This window comes from Amycolatopsis sp. NBC_01480 (genome assembly GCF_036227205.1).
In the GTDB taxonomy this organism is placed as follows: Bacteria; Actinomycetota; Actinomycetes; order Mycobacteriales; family Pseudonocardiaceae; genus Amycolatopsis.
The window spans coordinates 2,355,600-2,381,673 of sequence record NZ_CP109442.1; the positions used below are offsets into that span (position 1 = coordinate 2,355,600).

22 protein-coding genes are annotated in these 26,074 nt (G+C 71.8%); 10 read left to right on the forward strand and 12 right to left on the reverse strand.

Translation table 11 applies throughout. The features are described from left to right. Positions 1-288: 288 nt before the first annotated feature. Positions 289-879 carry a sigma-70 family RNA polymerase sigma factor gene (locus OG371_RS11145; RefSeq protein WP_329068230.1) on the forward strand — a complete coding sequence of 197 codons (591 nt, stop codon included), beginning with the start codon at positions 289-291 and terminating at the stop codon, positions 877-879. A gap of 315 nt (positions 880-1,194) precedes the next feature. On the opposite strand, the gene OG371_RS11150 is transcribed toward OG371_RS11145, so the two are convergent. The 3 genes from OG371_RS11150 to OG371_RS11160 form a co-directional block, all read right to left on the reverse strand. Next, on the reverse strand, positions 1,195-1,926 hold the full coding sequence (locus tag OG371_RS11150) for a GAF and ANTAR domain-containing protein (protein ID WP_329068232.1): 732 nt from the start codon (positions 1,924-1,926) through the stop codon (positions 1,195-1,197). A 112-nt stretch (positions 1,927-2,038) separates the two neighbouring features. Further along, positions 2,039-2,716 (reverse strand): copper homeostasis protein CutC, encoded by a 678-nt coding sequence (locus OG371_RS11155; RefSeq protein WP_329068234.1) that lies wholly within the window; start codon positions 2,714-2,716, stop codon positions 2,039-2,041. Between the two features lie 11 nt (positions 2,717-2,727). Continuing rightward, a complete protein-coding gene (locus OG371_RS11160) occupies positions 2,728-5,658 on the reverse strand; it encodes a sensor histidine kinase (RefSeq protein WP_329068236.1) in 2,931 nt (976 codons plus the stop codon). Between the two features lie 195 nt (positions 5,659-5,853). On the opposite strand from OG371_RS11160, the gene OG371_RS11165 reads away from it, so the two are divergent. Further along, positions 5,854-6,819 (forward strand): ABC transporter substrate-binding protein, encoded by a 966-nt coding sequence (locus OG371_RS11165; RefSeq protein ID WP_329068238.1) that lies wholly within the window; start codon positions 5,854-5,856, stop codon positions 6,817-6,819. 22 nt (positions 6,820-6,841) lie between these two features. Here the strand turns inward: OG371_RS11165 and OG371_RS11170 are convergent, their stop codons facing one another. Next, positions 6,842-7,471 carry an LppU/SCO3897 family protein gene (locus tag OG371_RS11170; protein ID WP_329068240.1) on the reverse strand — a complete coding sequence of 210 codons (630 nt, stop codon included), beginning with the start codon at positions 7,469-7,471 and terminating at the stop codon, positions 6,842-6,844. Positions 7,472-7,560: 89 nt separating this feature from the next. Here OG371_RS11170 and OG371_RS11175 point away from each other — a divergent pair, with 89 nt between their 5' ends. Next, positions 7,561-9,207 (forward strand): DNA repair helicase XPB, encoded by a 1,647-nt coding sequence (locus OG371_RS11175; RefSeq protein WP_091617289.1) that lies wholly within the window; start codon positions 7,561-7,563, stop codon positions 9,205-9,207. 12 nt (positions 9,208-9,219) lie between these two features. On the opposite strand, the gene OG371_RS11180 is transcribed toward OG371_RS11175, so the two are convergent. Then, complete coding sequence (locus OG371_RS11180; protein ID WP_329068244.1) at positions 9,220-10,671, reverse strand: MFS transporter; 1,452 nt, start codon at positions 10,669-10,671, stop codon at positions 9,220-9,222. Positions 10,672-10,751: 80 nt separating this feature from the next. On the opposite strand from OG371_RS11180, the gene OG371_RS11185 reads away from it, so the two are divergent. From OG371_RS11185 to OG371_RS11195, 3 genes are all read left to right on the forward strand, one after another. Beyond that, the gene (locus tag OG371_RS11185) at positions 10,752-11,489 is read left to right on the forward strand and encodes a TetR/AcrR family transcriptional regulator (protein WP_329068245.1); all 738 of its coding nucleotides are present in this window, start codon (positions 10,752-10,754) and stop codon (positions 11,487-11,489) included. Positions 11,490-11,746: 257 nt separating this feature from the next. Beyond that, positions 11,747-12,508, forward strand: coding sequence for a DUF4253 domain-containing protein (locus OG371_RS11190; RefSeq protein WP_329068247.1), 762 nt, complete (start codon positions 11,747-11,749; stop codon positions 12,506-12,508). A 349-nt stretch (positions 12,509-12,857) separates the two neighbouring features. Further along, positions 12,858-13,025, forward strand: a complete 168-nt coding sequence (locus tag OG371_RS11195; protein ID WP_329068249.1) for a DUF72 domain-containing protein — start codon at positions 12,858-12,860, stop codon at positions 13,023-13,025. 702 nt (positions 13,026-13,727) lie between these two features. Here OG371_RS11195 and OG371_RS11200 read toward each other — a convergent pair. Beyond that, entirely contained in the window at positions 13,728-16,529 is a 2,802-nt protein-coding gene (locus OG371_RS11200; protein WP_329068251.1) for an AfsR/SARP family transcriptional regulator, read from the reverse strand. 67 nt (positions 16,530-16,596) lie between these two features. Between OG371_RS11200 and OG371_RS11205 the strand changes: the two genes are divergently transcribed. After that, a complete protein-coding gene (locus tag OG371_RS11205) occupies positions 16,597-17,532 on the forward strand; it encodes an o-succinylbenzoate synthase (protein WP_329068253.1) in 936 nt (311 codons plus the stop codon). Between the two features lie 7 nt (positions 17,533-17,539). Here the strand turns inward: OG371_RS11205 and OG371_RS11210 are convergent, their stop codons facing one another. Beyond that, the gene (locus OG371_RS11210; protein WP_329068255.1) at positions 17,540-18,361 is read right to left on the reverse strand and encodes a transporter substrate-binding domain-containing protein; all 822 of its coding nucleotides are present in this window, start codon (positions 18,359-18,361) and stop codon (positions 17,540-17,542) included. A gap of 134 nt (positions 18,362-18,495) precedes the next feature. Here OG371_RS11210 and OG371_RS11215 point away from each other — a divergent pair, with 134 nt between their 5' ends. Both OG371_RS11215 and OG371_RS11220 read left to right on the forward strand, forming a co-directional pair. Next, positions 18,496-18,747, forward strand: a complete 252-nt coding sequence (locus OG371_RS11215; RefSeq protein ID WP_329068257.1) for a PspC domain-containing protein — start codon at positions 18,496-18,498, stop codon at positions 18,745-18,747. 385 nt (positions 18,748-19,132) lie between these two features. After that, positions 19,133-19,462, forward strand: a complete 330-nt coding sequence (locus OG371_RS11220) for a hypothetical protein (RefSeq protein ID WP_329068258.1) — start codon at positions 19,133-19,135, stop codon at positions 19,460-19,462. A 103-nt stretch (positions 19,463-19,565) separates the two neighbouring features. On the opposite strand, the gene groL is transcribed toward OG371_RS11220, so the two are convergent. The 5 genes from groL to OG371_RS11245 all read right to left on the reverse strand — a co-directional run bounded on the left by groL (position 19,566) and on the right by OG371_RS11245 (position 24,792). Next, positions 19,566-21,194 carry a chaperonin GroEL gene (groL, locus tag OG371_RS11225; protein WP_091617282.1) on the reverse strand — a complete coding sequence of 543 codons (1,629 nt, stop codon included), beginning with the start codon at positions 21,192-21,194 and terminating at the stop codon, positions 19,566-19,568. A gap of 249 nt (positions 21,195-21,443) precedes the next feature. Further along, a complete protein-coding gene (locus OG371_RS11230) occupies positions 21,444-23,117 on the reverse strand; it encodes a serine/threonine-protein kinase (protein WP_329068262.1) in 1,674 nt (557 codons plus the stop codon). Positions 23,118-23,171: 54 nt separating this feature from the next. Further along, positions 23,172-23,390, reverse strand: coding sequence for a cold-shock protein (locus OG371_RS11235; protein WP_329068264.1), 219 nt, complete (start codon positions 23,388-23,390; stop codon positions 23,172-23,174). Positions 23,391-23,492: 102 nt separating this feature from the next. Next, positions 23,493-24,110 (reverse strand): AIM24 family protein, encoded by a 618-nt coding sequence (locus OG371_RS11240; RefSeq protein ID WP_329068266.1) that lies wholly within the window; start codon positions 24,108-24,110, stop codon positions 23,493-23,495. 1 nt (position 24,111) lies between these two features. Next, positions 24,112-24,792 carry a TIGR00266 family protein gene (locus OG371_RS11245; protein ID WP_329068268.1) on the reverse strand — a complete coding sequence of 227 codons (681 nt, stop codon included), beginning with the start codon at positions 24,790-24,792 and terminating at the stop codon, positions 24,112-24,114. Positions 24,793-24,867: 75 nt separating this feature from the next. On the opposite strand from OG371_RS11245, the gene moeA reads away from it, so the two are divergent. Further along, on the forward strand, positions 24,868-26,073 hold the full coding sequence (gene moeA, locus OG371_RS11250; RefSeq protein ID WP_329073007.1) for a molybdopterin molybdotransferase MoeA: 1,206 nt from the start codon (positions 24,868-24,870) through the stop codon (positions 26,071-26,073). Position 26,074: the final 1 nt, after the last annotated feature.

The following is a 26,074-nucleotide window of genomic DNA, read 5'->3' on the forward strand; positions in this document are numbered from 1 at the left end:
TTTTCTTGTTCCGTTTTTGTGCCACCGCCACAATTTCCGGCGTTTTTGACCACTACCGTGGCATAGCTCCGGAATACGCCTTGGGTTCGGATATGCCGGACTTGCCGGACTTGCTGCGCCGTCCGGCGTCACCCCCGCCGGGGTGCCGACATGGACATCCCGGGCTGGAAGGAGGACTCTTGCTGAAGGCTCGCGAAGCTCCCCAAGACCCCGGCTGTCGAGCGCGCACTCCGCCCGGGGGCAGCCGTTCCTGCGGCGATCACCGAATCGACCCCGGGGCGGCATGGGATGTCCACTGACGAGCGCGCGCCCGCGCACCGTCTGGATGCCCGTGTGGTCGCGGCCGCGATCGAGGGCGACCGGACGGCCGTCGACAAATTGCTCGCCGAGCTGCGGCCGCTTGTGCTGCGCTATTGCCGCGGACGGCTCGGCAGCAGTTTCGGCGCCGAGGACTGCGCGCAGGAGACGTTGGTGGCGGTGCTGCTCGCGTTGCCGCGCTACCGCTACGAGACGGACAGCTTCCTGTCATTCGTCTTCGGCATCGCGGCGCACAAGGTCGCCGACACCTACCGGCGCCACAGCCGTGACCTGTCCGAGCCGGTCGCCGACCCCGGCGAGACCCGCGCCGGGAGCTCGCTGGCCGCACCGGACGAATACGCGCGCACCGACGTGCGGCTCCAGATCGGGGAGCTGCTCAGCCATCTGCCGCCGCTGCACCGGGATCTGCTGACGCTGCGGGTGATCCTCGGCTTCACCGCCGAGGAGACCGCGGAGGCACTGGGCCTGCCGAGCGCCGTCGCCGTGCGCGTCGCCCAGCACCGGTCGCTGTCCAAGCTGCGGCAGCTGATGAACGCCAAGGCGGCGAATCAGTCCGAGTGAACGGCTTTGGGCCCGGGCCCGCCCGGGGCCGGTCGCGGCTCCCGCTTGGCCAGCAGGGCGCGCACGCCGGTCAGCTGACGCTTGACGGGCGTTGCCGGATCACGACGCCCGGTCCCGGCCGGGAGCCCGAAATGAATGCGCACGCCCATGGCGCGCCTCCTGCACCTGCGATCGGACGATGACGCCGCCGGGGTCAGGGACGGGAGACTTCGAACGATAGCCGCGCGCGGGCCCCCGGGAGGCCCTCGATCGGGGTGTGGTGGTGAAGACCAGCCCACCGGGCGAACCCGTTCCGCCGGATGGACAACCCGGCCCTCAGCGTCCGGCCGGTGGCTCGAACAGCTCGTGCACCGTCGCCGACCGCGCGACGACCTCGCCGGACACCTCGCTCAGCTTCCGGTTGTGGCTGCGCGCGTAGCGGCGCAGCACGGCGAACGCCTGGTCCATCTCCAGCGAGAGCCGCTCGGCGACGAACCCCTTGGCCTGCTCGATGATCACCCGGCTGGACAGCGCCGTCTGCAGCTGCTCGACCAGAACTTCGTGATGCCGGATCGTGCGTGCCTGCAACAGCCCGATCGTCGCGACGTCGACCATCGCGCGGGCGGCCCGCAGGTCCTCGGCGCCCAGTTCGCCGGGCACCGCGGAGAACAGGTTCAGCACCCCGATCACCTCGGTCCGCAAGCGCATCGGCAGCGCGTGCATGGCGCGGAAGCCGTGGTCCGTGGCGGCCGCGGCGAAACTCGGCCACTCGTCCGCCGGTTCCGCGAGATCGGCTTTCGTCACCTCCCGGCCGAGCCGGTAGGCGTCCAGGCACGGCCCCTCGTCCCCCTGCAGCTGGAACAGCTCCAGCAGCCGGACCTCCTCGTCCGAGCTGGCCACCAGCTGCAGCTCCCCCGCCGGGTTCGCCAGCAGCAGCCCGGCCGCGTCGACACTCAGCAATTCGACGCAGCGGCCGGACAACAGGTGCAGGAACTCGATGACGTCGAAGTCGTCGATCAACGTGTCGGCCAGTTCGACGAACGTCTCCACGAGCCGCCCTTCGGTCAAGCCGGCCACCTCCCATGACTTGTTCGCCTGCAGTGACAGGTTCAGCTGGGACAGGTGTCCTCCGGTCAGGAGACCTCGCCGATGACTGTAGAGCAATCGGGCCGTTATCAGGTCACGCTTTGACCAGGTCAGCCCATTGGCGCACCGCGCCGACGTCCACAGTGGACTGCCAGCCGCCGGGACGGACCGCGCTGCCCACGTGGAACCCGCGCACGCCGCCCGCGCGCAGCAAGTGGACCTGCTGCGCACGCAGGCCGCCGCCGACCAGCAGCGCCGGGCCGTCTTCGCGGCGCGCGAGCTGCTGCAGCACGGACAGGCCGCTGCCCACCCCGGCCGGGTGGCCCGCCGCCAGCACGGTGTCGCAGCCCAGCTCGGCCAGCACGCCGAACGCCGCGATCGGGTCGCGCGAACGGTCGATCGCGCGGTGGAAGGTCCAGGCCAGGCCGTCCAGCTCCTTCAGCAGCGAGCGGCAGGCGTCGGCGTCGACCTCGTGCTCCTCGGTCAGGAAGCCGAACACGAACTCGCGCGCGCCGGCGTCGACCAGCTTCGCGGCGTCCGCCCGCAGCGCGTCGAGGTCTCCGGCGGCGAAGGAATTGGTGCCCCGCAGCATGACCCGCACGGGCAGGTCGGTGGCCGCGAGGACTTCGCGCACCGTCGCCACCGAGGGGGTGAGCCCGTCACTCGCCATGTCGGCGACCAGTTCGAGACGGTCCGCCCCGCCCTCCTGCGCGCGCTGCGCGTCCTCGGCGCCCAGCGCGATCACTTCCAGCAGGGCGGTCTTCGAGCTCATGCCTCATCCGTTCAATCAGGGTGCGGGGTGTCGTCCCCCCGCGCGTGGCGACCGCGGCGGAACCCGCCTTGAAGGCTCGTCATCCGCTCGCGCACCGCTTCGGGGGAAAGCGAGAGTATCGGCCGCTGCTCCGGCACCAGCCCGGGGCCGTCCTCCACGTCGGAAACCCGCAGGAAGGGCCAGGTATCCTCCGCGCCGTCCTCCTGCTCCAGTTCCTCGGAGGTCGGCCACTGCGGGTCCGGCGCCGGCGCGCCGTCCGGCTCCTCCGTCGGGTACTCCGGCTCCTCGGCCGGGTACGCGGGGTACTCGGCTTCCTGGTACTCCGCTGCGGGGTACTGGGCGTCGGGATATTGCGCTTCGGGGTAATCGGCTTCGGCGTATTGCGGCTCGGGATATTCGGACCGGGGGTATTCGGGCTCGGGGTATTCCGGCTCGGCGATGCGGTGGTCCGGCTCCGGGTCCGGCTCGGCGACCGGGAAGGCCAGCTGCTCCGGCACCGCCATGGCGTGCCGCGGCGGCTCGGCCTCGGCGCGGGGCGTGTCGTGGCCCGGGGTGACCGGGAGCGGCTCCGGGGGCGCGGGCGGCGGGGCGTCCGGGGACGACGACACGGCGTCGAACCAGCGCGAAAGCACGTCGCGGTAAGCCGGCATCCGCTCGGTGGGCGCGTCGAATTCCAGGTGCGAGCGCTGTTCCGCGGCCGGCGGCCACGGCTGGCTGCTCTCCACCACCGGCGCGCGCCGGGGCGGCCCCGGCTCCAGCACCGGCGTCAGCAACACGTCCTCCCCCGATTCCGAGTCCGGCTCCGGCACCGGCTCGGCCACGGGGGTCAGTGGCGCGAGCGGGGCCAGCAGTTCCGGCGCGGGCTCCGGTTCCGGCGACGGCTCGGGTTCCACCGGCGCAGGCGGGACCGGGGCCGGGGCGGGCGCCGGGACTTCGGCGATCAGCGCGGCCGGCACCAGCACCGTCGCGCGCAGGCCGGTGCCCTCGGCGGGATGCAGGCGGACGTCGATGTCGTGGCGCACGGCCAGCGTCGCCACCACGTACAGGCCCATCCGGCGGGAGACCTCGACGTCGACGTCCGGCGGGTTGGCCAGCCGCGCGTTCGTGCGGTCGATCTCGGCCTGCGGCATGCCGGCGCCGCGGTCGGTGATGTCGATCCGCCAGGCCCCGTCCGCCGTCCGGGCGCTTTCGACGGTGACGGTGGTGCGCTCGTCGGAGTAGCGCGTCGCGTTCTCGAGCAGCTCCGAAACCACGTGCACGAGGTCGTTGACGGCCTCGCCGCGCACCGCGAGCGCCGGGCCGGGGCCCAGCTCGATCCGCTGGTAGTGCTCGACCTCGCTGAGCGCGGCGCCGATGATCTCGTCGGCGACCACCGCGCCGGTGTCCTCGCGCTCCAGGTCGGTGCCCGAGAGCACCAGCAGGTTCTCGCTGTTGCGCCGCATCCGCGTGGCCAGGTGGTCGAGTTCGAACAGGCCCGCGAGCGTGTCCGGATCCTGCTCGTCGGCCTCCATCCGGTCGAGCACCGACAGTTGCCGCTCGACGAGATCCTGGCTCCGCTGCGAGAGGTTGACGAACATCGCGTTGACGTTTTCGCGCAGCAGCGCCTGCTCGGCGGCGAGCCGCACCGCCTCGCCGTGCACCTGGTCGAAGGCCCGCGCGACCTGGCCGACCTCCTCGCGCGTGAACACCGGCACGGGCGCGACGGCCGCGCGGTGCCGCATCTTCTCCGGCGCCGGGTCCGGGTCGGTGAGCAGCCGCTGCACGGCCTCGGGCAGCCGGTGGTCGGCGACCTCCAGCGCGGTCCGCCGCAGCACGCGCAGCGGCCGCAGCAGCGAGCGGGCGATGATCACCGACAGCACGCCGGCCACCAGCAGCACGGCCAGCACGATGCCGCCGTCCCAGATCGTCGACGTGCGGGCGCGAGCGGCCATCGCGTCGGTCTGCTGCTGCAGCTGGAACAGCAGCGCCTCCTGCACCTGGTGCGTGAGGTTGACCGTGTAGGTGGCCGCGGTGTCCCACTGGTCCGGGTCGAGCCCGGCGAGCGACTGGCCGTTCTCGGTGCGGGTCAGCGCCGACTCGACCAGGTCGTTGCCGATGTCGACGACCAGGCCGATCACCGTGTCGTCGTACATCCGCTGCTGGTCGGGGGTGGCGAAGGTGCGGTAGTCGTTGCGCGCGGCGGCCAGCTCGGCTTCCGCGCCCAGCAATGCGCGCGTGCGGTCGCGGTTCAGGCTGCCTTCGGCGAGCGCCTCGGCCATGATCGCGCGCTTGACCGACATCTGGTCTTTGATCCGCGCCAGTGCGTTGCCGGCCAGGCGCAGCCGCGCGAGCTGCGGGTCCGAGACATCGGCGGCGGCGGTGTCGCTGATGTCGAGCAGGCCGGAGATCAGCTCGCTGTACGACCGCAGCACGGCGTCGGCCGGGTAGGCGGAGTGCTCGGCGGAGAACCGCAGGCCGCCGAGCACTCGGAGCCGGTCGTCGCTCTGCTGCAGGCTGCTGGCGGCGGAGGCGGCGAGCCGCGGCTTGCTGTCGGCCAGCGTCCGCTCGAAGGCGCCGATGGCCTGGTCCACGCGGGTGCGCTGGCCGGCCAGGTCGGCCGGGTTGCCCTGCCGGTTGCCGGCCACGAACCGGACCGTGACGTCGCGCTCGCGCTGAAGCTGGTGCAGCACCTCGGCCACGGCGCTGTCCACCCGGCCGCGCGCGGCGAACTCGGCGAGCTGCTGGGCGTCACGCAGATCGCTGCTGACACGGAGGCCGACCAGGCCGACCACGGCCAGCGCCGGGATCAGCAGGACGACGAAGAGTTTGGTGCGCAGCCGCCAGTTGCGTAGCCGCCAGCGACCCCCGACGTGCTGCTGGGCGACGGAATCCGTCGCGTCCTTCTGCCGGGCAGCGGAATCCGTCGCGTCGCCCTTGCGGGGACGCTTGTCGCGACGGGTCACCTGGGCTTCCTTTTCACCGCGGGACCTCACCCACGGACGGCATCGGGTTTTGCAGCTCGAACCTACTGAAGAGTAGGTCACCTCGGGCAGATCGGGAAGCCATTCTGGCGGGGCCACGGCCCTGTCCGCGATGGTATGGGCAGCGGACCATAAGCTCCAGCATGATGAGCAGATTCTCTCGGTAGGTGAGAGCGGATGAACGTACGCGGACTGGCGTTGCCACTGGTGGCGGTCTTGCTGGCCACCAGCGGCTGCTCCCTGTTCTCTTCCGGTGACTCAGCGCCGCCGCCGGCGCTGGAGCGGACCACCCTGCGCGTCGGCGTCGCGAACCCGATCGACACGGCGCCGCTGCGGATCGCCGTGGCCGCCGGGAAGTTCCGCGAAGCCGGGCTGAACGTAGACCTGGTGGAGCTGGGCGCGAACGACGGGCTGGCCAAATTGACCTCCGGTCAACTGGACGTGACCTTCGGCAGCGACGTGTCGCTGTTCCGCGCCGCGAGCTCCGGCACCACCCTCCAGCTCCAGGGCGAGGCCTACACGTCCGGCGACAACACCATCGCGCTGGTCACCCTCCCCGGCTCCGGCTACACCGAGGCCACGGCCAAGAAATCGCCGAAGATCGCGGTGGACACCCCGGACGACATCGGCGCGCTGACCGCGGGCTCGGTGCTCTCGACCGCCGGCGTCGACCGGGCCAAGATCCGTTACGTGGCACGGCCGTTCGACCAGATGCCGCAGGCGCTGCAGTCCGGCGACGCCGACGCGGCGCTGATGGTCGAGCCGTACATCACCCGCGCGGAGAAGGAGCTGGGCGCGCAGATCCTCGCCGACGGCTCCAGCGGCGCCACCCTGGACTTCCCGGCCTCGGGTTACGCCGCCACCGGCGCGTTCGCCCAGGCCGCCCCGCACTCGCTCGCCGCCTTCCGCCGGGTGCTCATGCAGGCCCAGCTGACCGCGGGCGACTCGGCGATCGTGCGCGACGCGCTGCCGACGTTCTCCGACATCGACGCGACCACGGCGGCGCTGATCTCGCTCGGCACCTACCCGACGACGCTGTCGGCGACCCGGCTGCAGCGGGTCGCCGACCTGATGCACACCGCGGGACAGCTGGCGAACCGGCTGGACGTGCAGGCGATGCTGCCGGAGGAAGACCAGCCGTAGCTAGTTGTTCTCCCGGGCCGGGCTAGATGTTCTCGCCGGCCGGGACCAGGCAGACGGTCCGCGCCGGCGGCCCCGAGTACGCCAGCGCAGTGGCCGCGGCGTCGCACTGGCTGTCGTCGCCGTCGTGCACGCTGACGCGGGCCTCCGCGGCCGGATCGGTGCAGGTGACCTTGCGCACGGACGTCTCGTCGTCGACGTTGCGCAGGCAGTCGCCCGAGGAGACGTTGAGGGCCAGGCAGAGCGTCTCGTCCGGGGTGGAGCCGGAGCTGCGGGACGAGCCGCTGAAGACCTGGAACCGCACGTAGTCGCTGCCGTGACAGGTCGAGGAGCCGTGCACGACGTTGTCCACCCGGTAGGTCGCGCGCTGATCCGAGCAGCCGACCCCGTGGTACGACTGGGTGCCGAGGCTCTCCTGGCTCAGGTAGAGGCAGCTGCCGGCCAACGGCGGGCCGGCCGAGCGGGCGATCGCGGCCACGCCGAACGCGCCCAGCGAGCCGAGCCCCAGCGCGACCACGACGGCGCCGCCGAGCAGCGCCTTCGTCCTTGCGCTGAGCGGCCCCGGCCGGCCCGGCTGCGGTGGCGGCGGCGGCGCGTAGCCCGGGGGCTGGAACGGATTCGCTGCCGACGGGACGCCGAACGGTGGTGTGCTCAAGGGGCCCCTCCCAATGGTCCTGCCGATCATCTTGGCACCCGCGGGCCCGCGGCGGGAGGACGGCCGCCGCGGGAACGTATAAAGGACAGGTGACTGATGGCCCCCTGATCGTCCAGTCCGACAAGACCGTGCTGCTCGAGGTCGACCACGCGCAGGCCGACGACGCGCGGATCGCGATCGCGCCGTTCGCCGAGCTGGAGCGCGCCCCCGAACACGTCCACACCTACCGGATCACGCCTTTGGCGCTGTGGAACGCGCGAGCCGCCGGGCACGACGCGGAGCAGGTCGTCGACGCGCTGACCACCTACTCCCGCTTCCCGGTGCCGCAGCCGCTGCTGATCGACGTCGTCGACGTGATGGGCCGGTTCGGCCGGCTGCAGATCGCCAACCACCCGGCGCACGGGCTGGTGATGTCCACCACCGACCGCGCGGTGCTGGAGGAGGTCTCGCGGCACAAGAAGATCAGCCCGATGCTGGGCGCGCGCGTCGACCCGGACACCGTGGTCGTGCACCCGTCCGAACGCGGGCGGCTCAAGCAGGCGCTGCTGAAGGTCGGCTGGCCGGCCGAGGACCTCGCGGGCTACGTCGACGGCGAGGCACACCCGATCGACCTCGACGAGAAGGACTGGGAGCTGCGCGACTACCAGCGGCGCGCGGCCGAGGCGTTCTGGGCGGGCGGCTCCGGCGTCGTCGTGCTGCCGTGCGGCGCGGGCAAGACGCTGGTCGGCGCGGCCGCGATGGCGCAGGCCAAGGCGACCACGCTGATCCTGGTGACCAACACCGTCGCGGGACGGCAGTGGAAGCGCGAGCTGGTGGCGCGCACTTCGCTGACCGAGGAGGAGATCGGCGAGTACTCCGGGGAGAAGAAGGAGATCCGGCCGGTCACCATCGCGACCTACCAGGTGGTCACGCGCAAGACCAAGGGCGAGTACCGCCACCTGGAGCTGTTCGACTCCCGCGACTGGGGCCTGGTCGTCTACGACGAGGTCCACCTGCTGCCCGCCCCGGTCTTCCGGATGACGGCGGACCTCCAGTCGCGCCGCCGCCTCGGGCTGACGGCCACGCTGGTGCGTGAGGACGGCCGTGAGGGTGACGTGTTCTCCCTGATCGGCCCGAAGCGTTACGACGTGCCGTGGCGCGACATCGAGGCGCAGGGCTGGATCGCGCCCGCGGAGTGCACCGAAGTGCGGGTGACCCTCACCGACGCCGAGCGCCTCGCGTACGCCACGGCGGAGGCGGAGGAACGCTACAAGCTCGCCGCCACGGCCATGACCAAGACCCCGGTGATCCGGTCCATTGTGGAGCGTCATGCCGGGGAGCCGACCCTGGTCATCGGCGCGTACCTCGACCAGCTGGAGATGCTGGGCGACGAGCTGGACGCCCCGGTGATCCAGGGCTCGACGCGGAACAAGGAGCGCGAGGAGCTGTTCGACCGCTTCCGCCGCGGCGAGCTGCGGACGCTGGTGGTGTCCAAGGTGGCGAACTTCTCGATCGACCTGCCGGAGGCCTCGGTGGCGATCCAGATCTCCGGCACGTTCGGCTCGCGCCAGGAGGAGGCCCAGCGGCTCGGCCGGCTGCTGCGCCCCAAGGCGGACGGCCGTCAGGCGCACTTCTACTCGATCGTCTCGCGGGACACCGTCGACACCGAGTACGCCGCCCACCGCCAGCGTTTCCTGGCCGAACAGGGTTACGCCTACCACATCGTGGACGCCGAGGACCTGCGGCGACCGCTGTAGTTTTTCGTTGGGCTATAAGGGTTTCCGGTCCTCCGCGGCGCCACGCATGCGGAGGATCGCCCACCCGACGAGCGCCGCGGCCACCACGGTGACCACCAGGCCGGAGAGGGTGGCGGCGGCCTGGAACTGCGCGGTCTGGCGCGCGGTCCAGTTCGACGTGGCGATGCTGCCGGTGAACAGCGCGGCGAGGATAGTGCCGGTGACGGCGATCCCGACGGCCGAGGTGACCTCGGTGGCGGTGTCGACCAACGCCGCGCCGATCGTGCTGCGGTTCTTCGGCAGGCCGCGGAGCACATTGACCCCGGCGACCGCGCCGACCACGCGCATCCCGGCGGCCTCGATCACCAGCGCGACGGCCACCCACACGTAGCCGAAGCTGTTCATCAGGGCGTAGACGGCGAGCCCGAGGACCACCGCCGACGCGCTGAGCCAGGCGGCCCGGTCCAGGCCGACCCGTTCCACGAACGGAGTGACGAACCGGCCGCCCGCGAGGAGCACCACCACCTGCGGCAGCATCCCGATGGCCGCGAGCGTGGGCGACCACCCCCACGCGAGCTGCAGCTGCAGCGTCACCAGGTAGCCGAGACCGGCCGTCGCGAGCCCGGACGCGGCCTTGTAGGCCAGGCCGCTGGAGACCAGCGGGCGGGCGACGAGCTTCAGGTCGAGCAGCGGGTGACGCGCCGAAAGCTGGCGCCGCACAAAGAGAATCGCCGCCACGACGGCCGCGGCGGCGGCCAGCCACGGCATCCACGAGCCGGTGCCCTCGTTCACGAACAATGTGGGCGCGGCGAGGGCGAGCAGCACCGTCGCGGTGCCCAGCACGGCGCCGAGGACGTCCACCGGGTCGCGGTGCAGGTCCGCCGGATCGTCCTCGGCGATGCCGGCCCGGATGCCGAGGATCGCGAGCCCGGCGATCGGCACGTTCACCAGCAGCAGCACCTGCCACGGCGCGATGGCGAGCACGAGCCCGCCCGCCGTCGGGCCGAGTGCGAGCCCGGCCATGCCCACGGTGGAGATCACGGTCATCGCCCGCACGCGCAGGCTGTCCGCCTCGAACAGCCGGAAGGCCAGCGCCATCGAGCCCGGCGTGGTCATCGCCGCGGCGACACCCATCACCACCCGCACGGCGATCAGCTGCTCAGCGGTGGTGACGAAGGCCGTCGCCAGGCTCGCGACGCCCAGCAGCACCAGGCCGACGAGCATGACCCGCCGCCGGCCGAACCGGTCGGCGATCGCGCCGAACGCGAGCATCAGCCCACCGAACACGACCGCGTAGGCGCCGGTCACCCACTGCAGCGCGACGGTCGAGGCGTGCAGGCTGTGGCCGATCGTGGGCAGCGCGACGTTCAGGATCGAGTTGTCCAGCATCTCGAACAGGAACACCGCGGACAGCCCGGCCAGCGCCATCCAGGCCTCGCGCAGGGACTGGGGCGAGGCGTGGGCCAGGGGGCTTCGGACGCTCATGGGCGCTCCTTTCCGCGTATGTCGTACGAACACCGTTCTATGTTAGAACAGTGTTCGAGTCAAGTGCTATAGTCGGCCCCATGGCTGACAGGAGCGCTTCGCGCGGCACCGTTTCCCGTGACCAGTGGGCGGCCCAGATCGCGGCCCTGGACGACACGCGGGCCACGTCGCGGTCACGCAAGGCGCCCATCACGGTCGGCCGGATCGTGGACACCGCGTTCCAGCTCGTCGAGGCCGAGGGGTTCGAGGCGCTGACCATGCGCCGGGTCGCCGCAGCGCTGCAGACCGGCCCGTCTTCGCTCTACGCGCACGTGCGCAACAAGGCGGAGCTGGACGACCTGCTGATCGGCGAGCTGTGCGCCAAGGTGACCCTTCCCACGCCGGACCCGGCGCGGTGGCAGGAGCAGGTGCTCGACGTCTGCCGGCAGCTGCGCGACCAGTACCTGCGGTACCCGGGGATCTCGCGCGCGGCGCTGGCGGGCACGCCGAACAGCCTGGACACGCTGCGCATCGGCGAGGGACTGCTCACGATCCTGCTGACCGGAGGGGTCTCGCCGCAGTCCGCCGCTTGGGCCAGCGATGCCGCGTTCCTGTATGTGAGCGCGCATAGCTTCGAGGCTTCATTGCGGCAGCGGCCCGAGGAGGACGGCGACGGGGTCGATCGGGCCGAGCTGATCGAGCGGTTCAAGATGCTGCCGGAGAGCCGGTTTCCGAACACGGTCGCGTACGCGCGGGAGCTGACCCACGGCGACGAGCACGACCGGTTCGACTTCACGCTGGGGGTTCTGCTGCGGGGGCTGGTTCCGGGCACGTCGTAGGGGTCGTCGTGGGGCCGGTCATCGAGTTGGTCGCAGGGCTGGCCGTGGGCTGGTCGTCACCCGCTTGCCGCATCGTTCACAGCAGTCACAGCAGCCCCGTCCGACACTGATTTCTTGGCTCACTGCGGTCTTCTGACGCTCTGACCTGCCAGTTTTCCGATTCACTCGAACGGATGAGCGACCAAAACCCTGGAAATTGTCAGACCCTCGAACTACTGTTCGACATGCACTACCGAACACCAGTTCGAGGGGAAGCCATGACGATCGCACCGTTCCGCCCCGGCCTCGGGGCACCGCCGGTCCAGACCCTGCCGCCCGGGCGGTGGCACGGGCGCATCTGGGTGTCCGACGAGCCGCTCACCCGGCCCGAGCGGTATCTCAGCTGCGTCGCGGAGTTCGACCGGTCCGGCCTCTGGCCGGTGCTGATCCCGCACGACCAGCGTTTCGCCGCCCGCGGTGAAGACTGGCTGGACGACCGCGGCCACCTCGCGCCGGCCGCGCACCGCGTCGGCTCCGCCGATCCGGCCGAAGTGCTGGCGCGCTGGTGGGACACCTCCTGCTGCGACGGCGCCTGCCTGCGCCCGTTCGGCGCGCGGTTCCCCGGCCTGGCCCGCCGCTCCCACCGCCGTTCGGACCCGTTGGCCGAGGCGGGCAACACCGGCTCCATCCTGTCCACCCGCACCTCGCACCGCCTGGGCTTGGTCCAGACCAGCCGCCCGGCCGACATCCCGGCCCACCTCGGCTGGACGGGCATGATCAAGCTGACCGACCAGGTCGCCGAACTCTCCGCTGTCCTGCGCAGCTGGGAGGACCGCTTCGGCGCCACCCTGCTCAGCCTGGGCTTCGACTCGCTGGTCCTGTCCGTCTCCGCCCCACCCCGCAACCAGGCCCGAGCCCTTACCGTCGCCGCCGAACACCGCGCCTTCAGCCTGCCCACCTACCTAGCCCAGCCCGGCAACCTCCGGGAGTACGCAGCCGAACTGGTCCAGTCCCGCCTGTGGCGGTTCTCGTGGGCCTGAAGCCGCCGGGCCTCCGCGGTCACGAACCCGTCCAGCTGCGGGATCGCGGCGCACTTGGATTCGCCCCGAGCCCGTCGGCGCGACGGCGGGAATCAACACCGCCATCCCCTCCGGAGGCGCGATGGCGATGAGACGGGCGTCCCCACAGTTGGGTCGGATGTCCCGGAACGTGGTGCGGGTGTCCGGGCGTGAGCCGCGCGGACGGGTCTACCGGAACCGGCCACGGGGAAACACCCGACGCAGCGAGACGGGGCGCGGCGTGCCGGGGCGCGCGGTCGGCAAGATTCCAGGCGGTCTGTCGAGTCGGCGATATCCGCTGTGGCGTAAGGACTTCTGCCCCGCGGGACTGATGCAGCGAGGCGAGCTGGAGTGCCTCTCACATCGGCTGAACGCCGTGGGGAGCAACGGGTCCTTCTGCCCACGGCAACGGCCGGAGCAGGCCTGGTTCGACGGAACACCGTCGGACTTCGTGTTCGCAGCGAAGGGCGGGCGGTTCGTCACGCAGCTCAAGCAATGACGCGACGCTGAGACTGCGCCGCCCAGCTTCGACCCGTCCAGCGCGCCCGCGTCCAGCGCGCCCGAATCCGGTGTGCCCGCGTCCAGCGTGCCGGTCCGGTGTGGCTGGGTCCGATGTGGCTGAGTCCTGCGTGCATGGGTCCGGTGTGCTCGCTTCTGGTCCGCGTAGGTCCGGCGTGCTCGCGTCACGCCAATCACCGGATGACCAGACCGTCGGGCCTCTGCCCCACCCACAGTGAGCGAACAGTGAGCGGCTTCCGGTTGAGTGAAGCGTACGGATGCCGGTGGTCTGCCTGCTGTCTCTGGGGGTCGGCACGCAGACCGCCGCACCGCCTTCTTCCGGCCCACCGGCCCCAGCCCCAGCCCCGGCCCAGGCCTCGGCCGAGCACAGCGCCTCAATAGCGCGGCGCGGCACCGCAACTTGCCACCACGCCAACCACCTCGGTGCAGCACCCCGGCCCTGGCCGCCAACCCCCGGCACAACACCCCAAGCGCCTCAGCGTGGCCACCCAACGGCACAGCCGCCCCAGCGCATCAACCCGGCCACCACCAGCGCATCAGCGCAGTCACCCACCAGCGCAGCGCCCCAGCGCAGCAACCCGGCCACCACCAACGCAGCAACCCAGCACATCAGAGCAGCGCATCAGCCCGGCCACCCAACAGCGCAACACCCCAACGCCTCAGCGCAGCCACCCGCCAGTCCTCAATGGACAGAAACCAGCGCAGCCAGCTTCGCCCGCACGTCATCAACATCAGGGTGCCCGATCTCCGTCAACAACCGTACCGAGCGGAGCCAGCAGTCGCGGGCGGCGGCGATGTGGCCCAGTCGGAGGTGGGCCGAGCCGAGTTGGGACAGGACGTCCGCGGCTTCGTATTGCTCGCCCATGGCGAAGAACATGTCGACGGCGTCGGACATGCACTCGATGCCCTCGCTGTGCCGGCCGAGGCCGAGCAGGGCCCGGCCGCGGGTGTGCAGGGAATACCGGCCCTCGCGCGGATCGCCGTCGGGTGGGGTCAGGGCCAGGGCCTCGTCGGCCAGGGAGAGGGCGCGTGGGTGGTCGCCCATGGTGGTGCAGAGGTCGCCCAGGGCGCGCAGCACGTTGGCCTCGAAACCGCCGAGCCGCAGATCGCGGACGATCTGCAGGGCTTGCGTGCCGTGCTCGTACGCGCTGGGGAAATCCTCGAGGTTGTTCGCCGCCATCGCGAGGTTGTACTGCGCCCGCGCCTCCCCCTCGCGCGAGCCGAGTTCACGCTGGATCGCCAGCGCCTGCTCCAGATAGTTCCGCGAAGACGCGTAATCGCGCATCACCCCGTCGATCACGCCGAGACCGTTGAGGATGCCCGCCTCGCCGTCGCGGTCACCGGAAATCCGGGTGGCCCGCAGCGCCAGCTGGTACACCGCGCGCCAGTCGTTGATCCGCGCGCGGCCGGCGAAATACGTCTGCAACAGCCAGGTCAGCTTCCAGCAGTGCGCATACCGCCGTTGCCGGAACGCGAGGTGCACGGCCGAGACGAGGTTGCCGTACTCGGCGGCGAACCACCCGAGAGCTGCGTGGTAATCCGCGAACTCCACGCCGTTGGTCCAGCCCTCCAGGCCGAGCGAGCGATAGAACCGGTCCGGCCGCATCGCGCGCGACGCGTTCAGCGCCGAACCGAGGTACCAGTCCAGCAGGCGGTCCAGCGCGGCGGCGCGGCACTCGTCGTCGTCCACGTAGTGCGCGAGTTCCGCCGCGTACACGCGGATCAGATCGTGGAACTGGTACCGCCCGGGCTGCGGCTGCGAAAGCAGGTGCGCCGAGACGAGCGCGTCGAGCGCCGCCCGCGTGCTCACCGGGTCCCGGCCGCCGAGCGCCACCGCGGCCCCGGCCGTGAAGTCCGGGCCGGTGGGCAGGCCGAGCAGCCGCAGCAGCCGCGCGGCCGGCGGCGTCAGCGCGCGGTAGGAGTACGAGAACACCGAGCGGATGTTCGTCTCCTCGCCGTCGCCGAGGTCGAACGAGCCCAGCCGGTCCGGCTCCCGGTCCAGCGCCGAGACGAACTCGCCGAGCGGGAAGTCCGGGAACTGCGCCGCGCGCACGGCGAGGATCCGGATCGCCAGCGGCAGCCCGCCGCAGTAGCGCACGAACCGCTCGGTCGCCGCCGGGTCGGCGTTCACGCGGTCCACGCCGATCGTCGACGCCAGCAGCTCCACCGCGTCTTCCTCGCCGAGCTGCTCCAGCGCGATCCGCCGAGCGCCGTGCGTCGCCACGAGCGCGCGCAGCTGCCAGCGGCTGGTGACCACCACCAGGCAGCCGGGGCCGGGCAGCAGCGGGCGCACCTGCTCGGTGCTGTTCGCGTTGTCCAGCAACAACAACAGCCGACGGCCGGCGGTGTGGGTGCGCCAGGTGGCCGCCCGCCCGTCGAGGTCCGCGGGGATCTGGTCACACGGCACGCCGAGCGCCAGGATCATCGTTTCCAGTGCCGCGAGCGGCTCGACCGGGTCACCCGGCCCGTACCCGCGCAGGTTGAGATACACCTGCCCGCCGCGGAACTTCTCCGCGATCGCGTGGGCGAAGTGCACCGCCAGGGTCGTCTTTCCGATGCCCCCCATGCCTTCCACGGACGCGATGGGGGTCGAGGTGCCGTCGTCCAGCGCCTCGGGCAGGAGCGCGTGCAACGCCTTGAGGTCGGCTTCACGCCCGGCGAACGCGCCGAGGTCGGCCGGCAGCTGCCGCGGCACCTGCGGCTGGGCGGCCGGGTGGCGGAGCGCGAGGTCGTCCGGCTCCGCGCCGTTGAGCACCAGCCGGTGCACCAGCTGCAGGCCCGCGCCGGGGTCGAGCCCCAGCTCGTCGGCCAGCACGTCGCGGATCCGCCGGTAGACCTCCAGCGCCTCGGCCTGGCGGCCGGAGTGGAACAGCGCCAGCACCAGCTGCTCGTGCAGCCGCTCCCGCAGCGGGTTCTCCTTGGTCAGCCGGGTCAGCACCGGGATGACGGCAGCGTGTTCACCGATCGCCAGCAGCGCGTCGGCCCACTGCTCGCGCACGCGGGTCCGCTCCTCGGCGAGCTGCCCGGCCTCGTCCCGGTGCAGGGCCTCGGATTCGACGTTCTGCAGCGCCGGCCCCCGCCACTCGCCCAGCGCCTCGGCGAACAGCTCGGCGGCGGCCCGATGCTCCCCGCGCTCGGCGGCCTCGCGCCCACGAGCGGCAAGAGCCCGGAAACGGCCGAGGTCGACCAGCGCCTCGTCGACCTCCAGCAGATAGCCGCCGCGCTCGGTGCGGATCACCACCCCGTCGCCGAGCGCCCGGCGCAGCCGCAGCACGTACGTCTGGAGCGCGCCCTTGGACCGGCGCCGGTCGTCGTCCCACAGCCAGCGGCCCAGCTCGTCGACGGACACCACGCGGTTGGCCCGCAGCAGCAGGCCGGCCAGCACGATCAGCGGACGGCTGCCGCCCAGCGGCACGGCTCGGCCCCCGGCCACGACCTCAGCCGGGCCGAGTACGCGAAAGTCCAGGCCGTCCACCTCTCCCATTCTGGTGGGTACCCGGCCGATCGGCATCCGAGTTCCGCACGTTGCGGCGATGGCATGATCAGGGGCGATGAAGGTCTACGCGCTGCCGCTGCACAACCAGTTCCGGGGGATCACCGTCCGTGAGGGCCTGCTGCTGAACGGGCCCGCCGGCTGGGGTGAGTTCTGCCCGTTCGCGGACTATTCGGACGCCGAGAGCGCGCCGTGGCTCGCCGCCGCGCTGGAGGCGAGCGAAACGGGCTGGCCCGCCGCGGTCCGCGACCGCGTCGAGGTGAACACCACAGTCCCGGTCGTTACCCCCGAACGCGCGTACGAGCTGGTCCGGGCCTCCGGCTGCCGGACGGCGAAGGTCAAGGTCGCCGACAAGCGCTCGACGCTGGCCGAAGACTGCGCGCGCGTCGAGGCGGTCCGAGACGCGCTCGGCCCCGACGGCGCCATCCGCGTGGACGCGAACACCGCCTGGGACGTCGACACCGCCGTGCGCTCGATCACCGAGCTGGACCGCGCCGCGGGCAGCCTGGAGTACGCCGAACAGCCCTGCCCGACGATCGAAGACCTCGCCGCCGTGCGCCGCCGGGTCTCCGTGCGCATCGCGGCCGACGAGTCGATCCGCCGAGCCGAGGACCCGCTGAAGGTCGCCGTCGCCGGGGCCGCGGACATCGCCGTGCTGAAGGTCGCGCCGCTGGGCGGGGTCCGCCGCGCGCTGGAGGTGGCCGAGGCCTGCGGGCTGCCGTGTGTGGTGTCGTCCGCGGTGGAGACGAGCGTCGGCCTGGCCGCCGGGCTCGCCCTCGCCGGGGCGCTGCCGGAACTCGATTTCGCCTGCGGCCTTGGCACGATCTCCTTGCTGACCGGCGACGTCTGTAGTAATTCACTGTCCCCTGTGGACGGTTATCTGCCGGTTCTCCCGCAGGCGCCGGAACCGGACCGCTTCACGGAGTTTTCCGCCTCGCCGGACGTCACCGCGGCGTGGGAAGACCGGCTGTCCCGCGTCCGCGCCCTGCGCTGAAAACGGCTCAACCGAGCCAAGGCCGGGTGACCCGCGCGTACGTGCCGTCCTCGCGCACCTCCAGCAGCCACCGGTCCACGAACTGCCGGAAGGCCTCCTCGCCGCGGGGCAGGAGGTAGGCCTTCTCGTCCTGGGTGAACGGCTGATCCGGGTGCACGGCGCACAGCTGCGGGTGCTGCCGCGCCTGCCAGCGCGTCTCGGACGCGTCGGTGATCATCAGATCCGCGCGGCCGGCCAGGAGCTGGTCGAAGATCGTGTTGTTGTCCGGGTAGCGCACGATGGTCGCGTGGTGCAGGTTCGCCGTCGCGAACTGGTCGTTGGTGCCACCGTGGTTGACGATCGCGCGCACGCCGGCGCGGTCGATCTGCGCCAGCGTGGCGTACTTCGCGACGTCCGCGCAGCGCGTGATCGGCGTCTTGCCGTCGCGAAGGTACGGGGTGGTGAACAGCGCCGCCCGGGCGCGAGCCGGGGTCACGGACACGCCGCCCATCACCAGGTCACAACGGTTCCCGACGTCGACGGCCACCTTCGCCCAGGTGGTCCGGACCAGCGCGAGCCGGGTGCCGAGCCGCCGCGCGAGGTCCGCGGCCAGGTCGACGTCGATGCCGCTCCACCGGCCGTCCGGGCCGAGGTAGGTGAACGGCCGGTAGTCGCCGGTGCTGCACACCCGCAGCTCGCCGCGGGCGACGATCTCGCCCAGCCGTCCAGCGCCGAGCTGTCCATCGCCTAGCCGCCCAGCACCGTTGGGCCCGGGAGCCGCTGCCGCCGTGCCGACGCCCAGCACGACCAGCAGGACCACCCCGAGCGCGAGCACCCTCGTTTTGATCATCCGGCCATCTTCCCCGCCGCGGCGGACCGGCGGGTATCCGGTTTTCCCTGAGGCGGGCTCAGGGTCGGAGTCCAGGGTCGGCCTCCGGGCCGTTCCCCGATGTGCCGGAATCGCCGACGCCGCAGGATGAAGACATGACGAACAGCGTGTACACCCCGGAAACCAAGAAGCTCTTCCGCAGCAGCACCGACCGCAAGCTGACCGGCGTCTGCGCCGGCTGGGCCGACTACCTGGGCGTCGACCCGTCGATGGTGCGCATCGCCGCGGTCGCCGGCGCGGTGCTCTCGGCCGGCGTGGTCCTCCCGGTCTACGCCGCGGCCGCCTTGCTGACGCCCGACTCCGCCGACGCCAAGGCACCGGCCGACCCGGCTGAACCGGCGGCCTGACCTACCCGGGCGCCGGCCGCAGGGGGTCCGGCGCCCGCCCCCTCACCGCGAGCGGGGGTTCGCGGTGAGGGACAAGGGGAAACGGGGTGCACGCCCCAAGGGGGAGGACGGAAGGACCCGGATGCCAGGGGAGGCGTCCGGGTCCTTCCTCATGCGCGGGCCGACGCCGTGAAGGACTCCATACCCGCCTCCGCACGCCGTCAAGGACTCCTTACCCGCATCGCACGCCGCCAAGGACTCCATACCCGCATCGCACGCCGCCAAGGACTCCATACCCGCATCGCACGCCGTCACGGACTCCTTACCCGCGTCGCACGCCGTCACGGACTCCTTGACGGACTTGCCGGCACCGGAACGGGGACCGCCGTGCCCGCGTCCGACCGTCATGACCTACTCGCCGGCTCCGGCTTCCGTCGTCACCGCTCGGGCGGTGGTGGGCACGCTCGGCGGGCTGCTCATCCTCGGGGCCGGCGCGGTTTCGCTGCTGCTGCTGGGATTCAGCGCGATGTGCACCGACGACGGCGACACCAGCGATTGCGCGGGCGCCGTCGCGTTCGCGCTCAGCCCGATCGGGGCCGTGCTGCCGACGGCCGTCGCCGCGATCGTGGTGGTCTGCCGGACGCGGCGGACCGGGGTGGCCTGGGGCTGGGGCCTCGGCCTGCTCGCCGCCGGGCTGCTGGTCCCGGCCGTGGCCTTCGCCTTCCTGACCGCCTGAAAACTGACCGCGTGAAAACCGTCCGCCTGAACACCGTCCGGGCAAAGGAAAAGCCCGGCCCGCCGAAGCGGACCGGGCTTTCCCGGTGAAGCAGTAGCCGAACTCAGAAGTCCATGCCACCCATGCCACCGGACGGGTCGGCCGGGGCGGCCGAAGCCTTCTCCGGCTTGTCCGCGATGACGGCCTCGGTGGTCAGGAACAGCGCCGCGATGGAGGCGGCGTTCTGCAGCGCGGAGCGGGTGACCTTGGTCGGGTCCGGCACGCCGGCGGCGAGCAGGTCCTCGTAGACACCCGTGGCGGCGTTCAGGCCATGACCCTGCGGGAGGGACCGGACCTTCTCCGCCACAACGCCGCCCTCGAGGCCGGCGTTGATCGCGATCTGCTTGAGCGGCGCCTCGACGGCGACCTTGACGATGTTGGCGCCAGTGGCCTCGTCGCCCTCGAGCTTCAGGCCCGCGAACGCGACCTCGGCGGCCTGGATCAGGGCCACGCCACCACCGGCGACGATGCCCTCTTCCACGGCGGCCTTGGCGTTGCGCACCGCGTCCTCGATGCGGTGCTTGCGCTCCTTGAGCTCGACCTCGGTCGCGGCACCGGCCTTGATGACGGCGACGCCGCCGGCCAGCTTCGCGAGCCGCTCCTGCAGCTTCTCACGGTCGTAGTCGGAGTCCGAGTTCTCGATCTCCGCGCGGATCTGGTTGACGCGGCCCTGGATCTGGTCGGCGTCACCCGCACCCTCGACGATCGTGGTCTCGTCGCGCGTGATCACGGCCTTGCGGGCGCGGCCCAGCAGCGACAGGTCCGCGTTCTCCAGCTTGAGGCCGACGTCCTCCGAGATCACCTGGCCACCGGTCAGGATCGCGATGTCCTGCAGGATGGCCTTGCGGCGGTCACCGAAGCCCGGCGCCTTGACGGCGACGGACTTGAAGGTGCCGCGGATCTTGTTGACGACCAGGGTGGCCAGGGCCTCGCCCTCGACGTCCTCGGCGATGATCAGCAGCGGCTTGCCGGACTGGATGACCTTCTCCAGCAGCGGCAGGACGTCCTTGACGTTCGAGATCTTGGAGCCGAAGAGCAGGACGTACGGGTCCTCCAGCTCGGCTTCCTGGCGCTCCGGGTCGGTCACGAAGTAACCGGACACGTAGCCCTTGTCGAAGCGCATGCCCTCGGTGAGCTCGAGCTCCAGGCCGAAGGTGTTCGACTCCTCGACGGTGACGACGCCTTCCTTGCCGACCTTGTCCAGCGCCTCGGCGATCAGCTCGCCGATGGTGCGGTCAGCGGCCGAGATCGAGGCGGTAGCAGCGATCTGCTCCTTGGTCTCGATCTGGACGGCGGCCTTGTGCAGCTGCTCGGTGATGGCCTCGACGGCCGCCTCGATGCCCCGCTTGAGGCTGATCGGGTCGGCACCCGCGGCGACGTTGCGCAGACCCTCGCGCACGAGCGCCTGGGCGAGCACGGTGGCGGTGGTGGTGCCGTCACCCGCGACGTCGTCGGTCTTCTTGGCAACTTCCTTGACGAGCTCGGCCCCGATCTTCTCCCACGGGTCTTCGAGCTCGATCTCCTTGGCGATGGAGACACCGTCGTTGGTGATGGTCGGCGCGCCCCACTTCTTTTCGAGCACGACATTCCGGCCACGCGGGCCGAGCGTCACCTTGACGGCATCGGCGAGGATGTTCAGGCCGCGCTCAAGACCGCGGCGGGCGTCCTCGTCGAACGCGATCAATTTGGCCATAACGGTGTGGTCCTCCGGTATTGGGCGCCACCGCCGCGCTGCGCTCTGTGGTGCCAGCAGCGGCGGCAGCAGGACTCTTCCTCGGCCAGGCTCGGTGCCCGCGACGGACGACCGGCCACTGGGGCCAGCCTCACCGTCCCGACCTTCAGGCGAGCAGTCGGTGACCGCCCACCTGGCACTCAACGGCGTCGAGTGCCAATGCCGTGTTTAGCACTCGCGGGGTGAGAGTGCAAGAAGTGCAGGTCAGCGTCAGCGGCTCGGCTGGATCGAGATCGACGTCGGCGGCGCCTTGAGCGAGGTCGACGGCGCGTTGGACTGCGAGCCGCCCGGGCCGACCGGGATGTTGGGCGCGGTCGTGGGATTCGTCTCCCCACCGCCGCCGCTGCCGCCGAACAGGAAGATCGCGCCGACGACCAGCCCGGCGAGCACCAGCACGCCCAGCCCGATCCACAGCCACTTCAGCCCGCCGCCGCTCTTCGACTGCTGGAACGCGCTGGGCCCGCCCGCGGGGGACGGCGGCCGCAACCGCATCGGCTCCCCCGGCGGGCCGTAACCCGGGTGCGGCATGCCGCCGTACGCCGGCTGGCCCGGGTGAGCTTGCTGACCCGGGTAGCCGTAACCCGGCTGCTGGGGTCCTGGCGGGAATCCCTGCGGCGGCTGGCCGGGCTGGCCGGGGTAACCGCCGTAGCCGGGAGGGGGACCTTGGGGAGGGCCGACGGGGCCGTTCGGCGCGCCGGGAGCGCCCCAGCCGGGACCAGGCCCACCAGGGCCTGCGCCGGGGCCACCAGGCCCGCCGGGTCCGGCGCCGGGGCCGCCGAGCCCGCCCTGGCCGCCTTGTCCGGACCACGCGGCGTTCGGGCCGCCCTGGCCGCTCGCGTCCGGGCCTGGTCCGGACCACGCGGTCATCGCGCCGCTCTGGCTGCTCGCGCCGTCCATGCCGCCCGGCCCCGGAGCGCCATGACCGGGCCCCTGGCCGTATCCCGGCGGCTGCTGCTGTCCGCCGTACGGCGGCATGGCGGCCGGTTCCGCGCCGGCGGCGGGAAGCGTGCCCGGCGGACCGGGCGGAGTGTCCGAAGTGGCCAGCGGCCCGAGCGCGGTCCGCGCGGCGGCGACCATCGCGACGCAGTTCGGGTAGCGGTCGGCCGGGCTCTTGGCCATGCCCTTGCGGACGACGTCGTCGACCGCGGCGGGCAGCGCCACCACTCGCGAAACCGACGGGGGCTCGCCGTTGAGGTGGCCCTTGATCACCGTCGGCACGTCGCCCTTGAACGGCGGGCTGCCGGTGAGGCAGGCGAAGAGCACGCAGGTCAGCGCGTACTGGTCGGTGCGCCCGTCCAGCGGCTCCCCGCGCAGGTGCTCGGGCGCGGCGTAGGTGGGCGAGCCCAGGAAGTCGCCGCCGCGGGTGCGGTGGCCGGTGGCGCCGCGGCGGGTCAGGCCGAAGTCGGCGACGTACACGTGCTCGCGTGAGGTCTCGCGGCTGGTGACCAGGACGTTGGCGGGCTTGACGTCGAGGTGGACCAGACCACGGTTGTGCAGGGTGTCGAGGGCGTCCGCGACCTGGTCGAGCAGGGACAGCGCCCGCGCTGGCGCGATCGGGCCGCCGGAGATCAGGCCGGCCAGGTCGCCGCCGTCGACCATGCGCATGGCGATGTAGAGCATGCCGTCGAGCTCGCCGAAGTCGTACAGCGGCACGATGTTGGCGTGGTCGATGGCGGAGGTGTTGCGGGCTTCGTCGACGAAGCGCTCGCGGAATTCGGCGTCGGCGCCGAGGTGGTCACCGATGATCTTCAGCGCCACCTTGCGGCCCAGGCGCACGTCCGTGGCCTTGTAGGTCACGCTCATGCCGCCCTTGCCGAGCACCGAGTCGATGCGGTAGTTGCCCAGCCGTCGACCGGTGAGGTCCCCCGACACGTCGCCTGTCACGCTGCGCAGCTTAACGCCCGGGAATCCGCAGCCACTGCCGGTTCGCCCAACTGGTCAGGCGCCCGGCGCCGGCACCTTCCGGACGTCCGCGGCCTGACTGCGGCCGTCACGGCCGGACTGGACCTCGAACTCCACGCGATCACCTTCGTCGAGCGTGCGGAAACCATCGGCCTGGATCGCCGAGTAGTGCACGAAGACGTCCGGGCCTTCGGTGGATTCGATGAACCCGTAGCCCTTTTCCGAGTTGAACCATTTGACGGTGCCGACAGCCACGGCGCCCTCCCTGGGGACAAGATCCGCTGCCCGGCAGCGGCTGGAAGTGCAGTTCACGCTACCGGAATCACGGTCTTCGGCAATGGGCAATCCGGCGGTTCGTCAGGCGTGTGAAACCCGCCGGTTCCTGGCTTGCACGAGCACGATGCCGGGTCCCGCGAAGTCCAGGACCAGCCCTTCCCCGGTCTTCAGCGACTGCGGCCCGCTCGGGTCGACCGCGCGCAGCCGGCACTGCAGCGTGTCCGGGTACGCCAGCACGTAGTCGGGCCGGACGGTGACCATCTCGCCCGCGGCCAGCTTGAACGAGTCCACCGGGCCGGGCGCGGTGAGCACGAGCGGGCCGGTGCCGCTGTAGTGGTCGAGGAATCCCGAGTCGGCGCCGAAGAGCTGCTGCAACGGCGCCCAGGTCTGGTCGTGGCGCACCGAAGCGGGGCGCGCGAGCACGGCGCCGCGGTGCACCGACCAGCCGGTGGTGCCGGTCAGCTCGATCGGGTAGACGTCGCCGGGGCCGATCGGCGCGAGGTCGACCCAGCCGCCCTCCGCGGGTGCGGTGAACAGCGAGAGGCCCGGTTTGCGCGTGCCGCCGCGCGAGGGCGCGGACTCGGTCACGCCGAAGCTGGTCGCCAGCATCGTGTCGCCCGCCGACTGCACGGCTTCGCCCGGCGCCAGCATGACGCGGGCGACGCCGAAGTTGGGCGTGTGCCTGGTGTGGACGCGCATGTCAGGAGCGCGAGGGAACGTGGGAGACGAGCCAGCTGATCAGCGCCGAGGGATTGCGCGTCTGGACCATGACCTGGCCGGGCCCGGCGAAGTCGAACACGAGGCCCTCCCCGCTCTTCATGGACTGGATGGCGCCCTGCGCCGCCTTGCGGATCTGGTACTGCACGGTGTCGGCGTACGCGACGACGTGCCCGGTGTCGATCGTGATCGTCTCCCCCGGCTGCAGCGTCACGGTCTCCATCGCGCCGTAACAGGCGACGAGCAGCTGGCCCTGTCCGGTGGCGTGGCTGAGGAAGCCGCCTTCGCCGCCCATCAGGTTCTTCATGCCGCCCCAGCGGGTCTCGGTCTGCACGCCGTGGGAAGAGGCGAGCCAGCAGCCGCGCGTGACGCACCAGCCGGTGGCGCCGTCGAGGTTCACGATCTGGACGTCGCCGGGCAGGTTCGCGGCGACGTCGACCCAGCCGCCGTTCTGCGGGGCGGTGAAGGTGGAGATGAAAAACGACTCGCCGCCGAGGAAGGCGCGGCCGAGGCCCTTCATGATCCCGCCCTGGGCCTGCGACTGGACGGTCACGCCGGAGCTGGTCGCCATCATCGCGCCGGACTCGACCTGCACCGGCTCCCCTGGCGCCAGCGCCAATCGCGCCACCGCGAACGCGGGCTGGTGGCGGACCGAAACCTGCATGATCACTCCCCTGATCCCTGACTCCTGCCGCGGGAGAGTGTTGCACGGCGGCCCCGGGGAGGGAGGATGGTCCGTGTGATCTCCGTCGACTCCTATCGCGGCACCGTGTCCGACCTGCTCGGACGCACGCCTGTGACCATCGTCCCGCTGGCCGGGGCGGCCGGTCTCGTCCTGGCCGAAGACGTGCACGCGGGGGTGTCGCTGCCGCCGTTCGACAACTCCGCGATGGACGGCTACGCGGTGCGCGCGGCCGACGTCGCCGGGGCGAGCGCGGCGCAACCCGTAACCCTTCCGGTGGCCGACGACATCCCGGCCGGCCGGGTGGACGTCGCCGCGCTGGAGCCGGGCACGGCGCACCGGATCATGACCGGCGCGCCGATGCCGCCCGGCGCGGACGCGGTGGTGATGGTGGAGGACACCGACGGCGGCACGTCGTCGGTGGTGATCTCGGCGGCGCCGGCCGCGGGCACGCACGTGCGGCGCACCGGCGAGGACGTCGTGAAGGGGACTCTCGCGCTGCACGCGGGGACGGTGCTCGGCCACTCGCAGCTGGGCCTGGCCGCGGCCGTGGGACTGGCCGAGCTGGCGGTGTACCGGCCGCTTTCGGTGCTGGTGGTGTCGACCGGCACCGAGCTGGTCGAGGCGCCGAACCCGTTGCGGCACGGGCAGATCTACGAGTCCAACAGCGTGATGCTGGCCGCCGCCCTGCGCGGGCTGGGCTGCCGGGTGGACGTGGTGCGCAGCGTGGTGGACGACGTGACCGAGTTCCGCGCGGTGATCGAGCCGAAGCTGGCCGAGGTCGACCTGCTGGTGACGTCCGGTGGCGTGTCCGCGGGCGCGTACGAAGTGGTGAAGGACGCGCTGACGGGCCAGGGCGTGGAATTCCGGAAGGTCGCGATGCAGCCCGGCGGGCCGCAGGGCAACGGGCGCTGGAACGGCGTGCCGGTCGTGACGCTGCCCGGGAACCCGGTGAGCGTGCTGGTGTCGTTCGAGGCGTTCCTCCGCCCGGCCCTGCTCTCGGCGATGGGCCACACCGACGTCGATCGCCGCCGGGTCCGCGCGCGGCTCACCGAGCCGATGTCCTCGCCCACCGCCCGCCGCCAGTTCCGCCGCGGCTTCTACACCCCGGCCGAAGGCGAGGTCACCGGCCAGGTCGGCCCCCGCGGCGGCCCCGGCTCACACCTGCTGGCGGCGTTCACCCAGGCGAACTGCCTGATCGTGCTGCCGGAGGACGTCACCGGGGTCGCCGAGGGGGACGAAGTGGACGTGCTGCTGCTCTAGC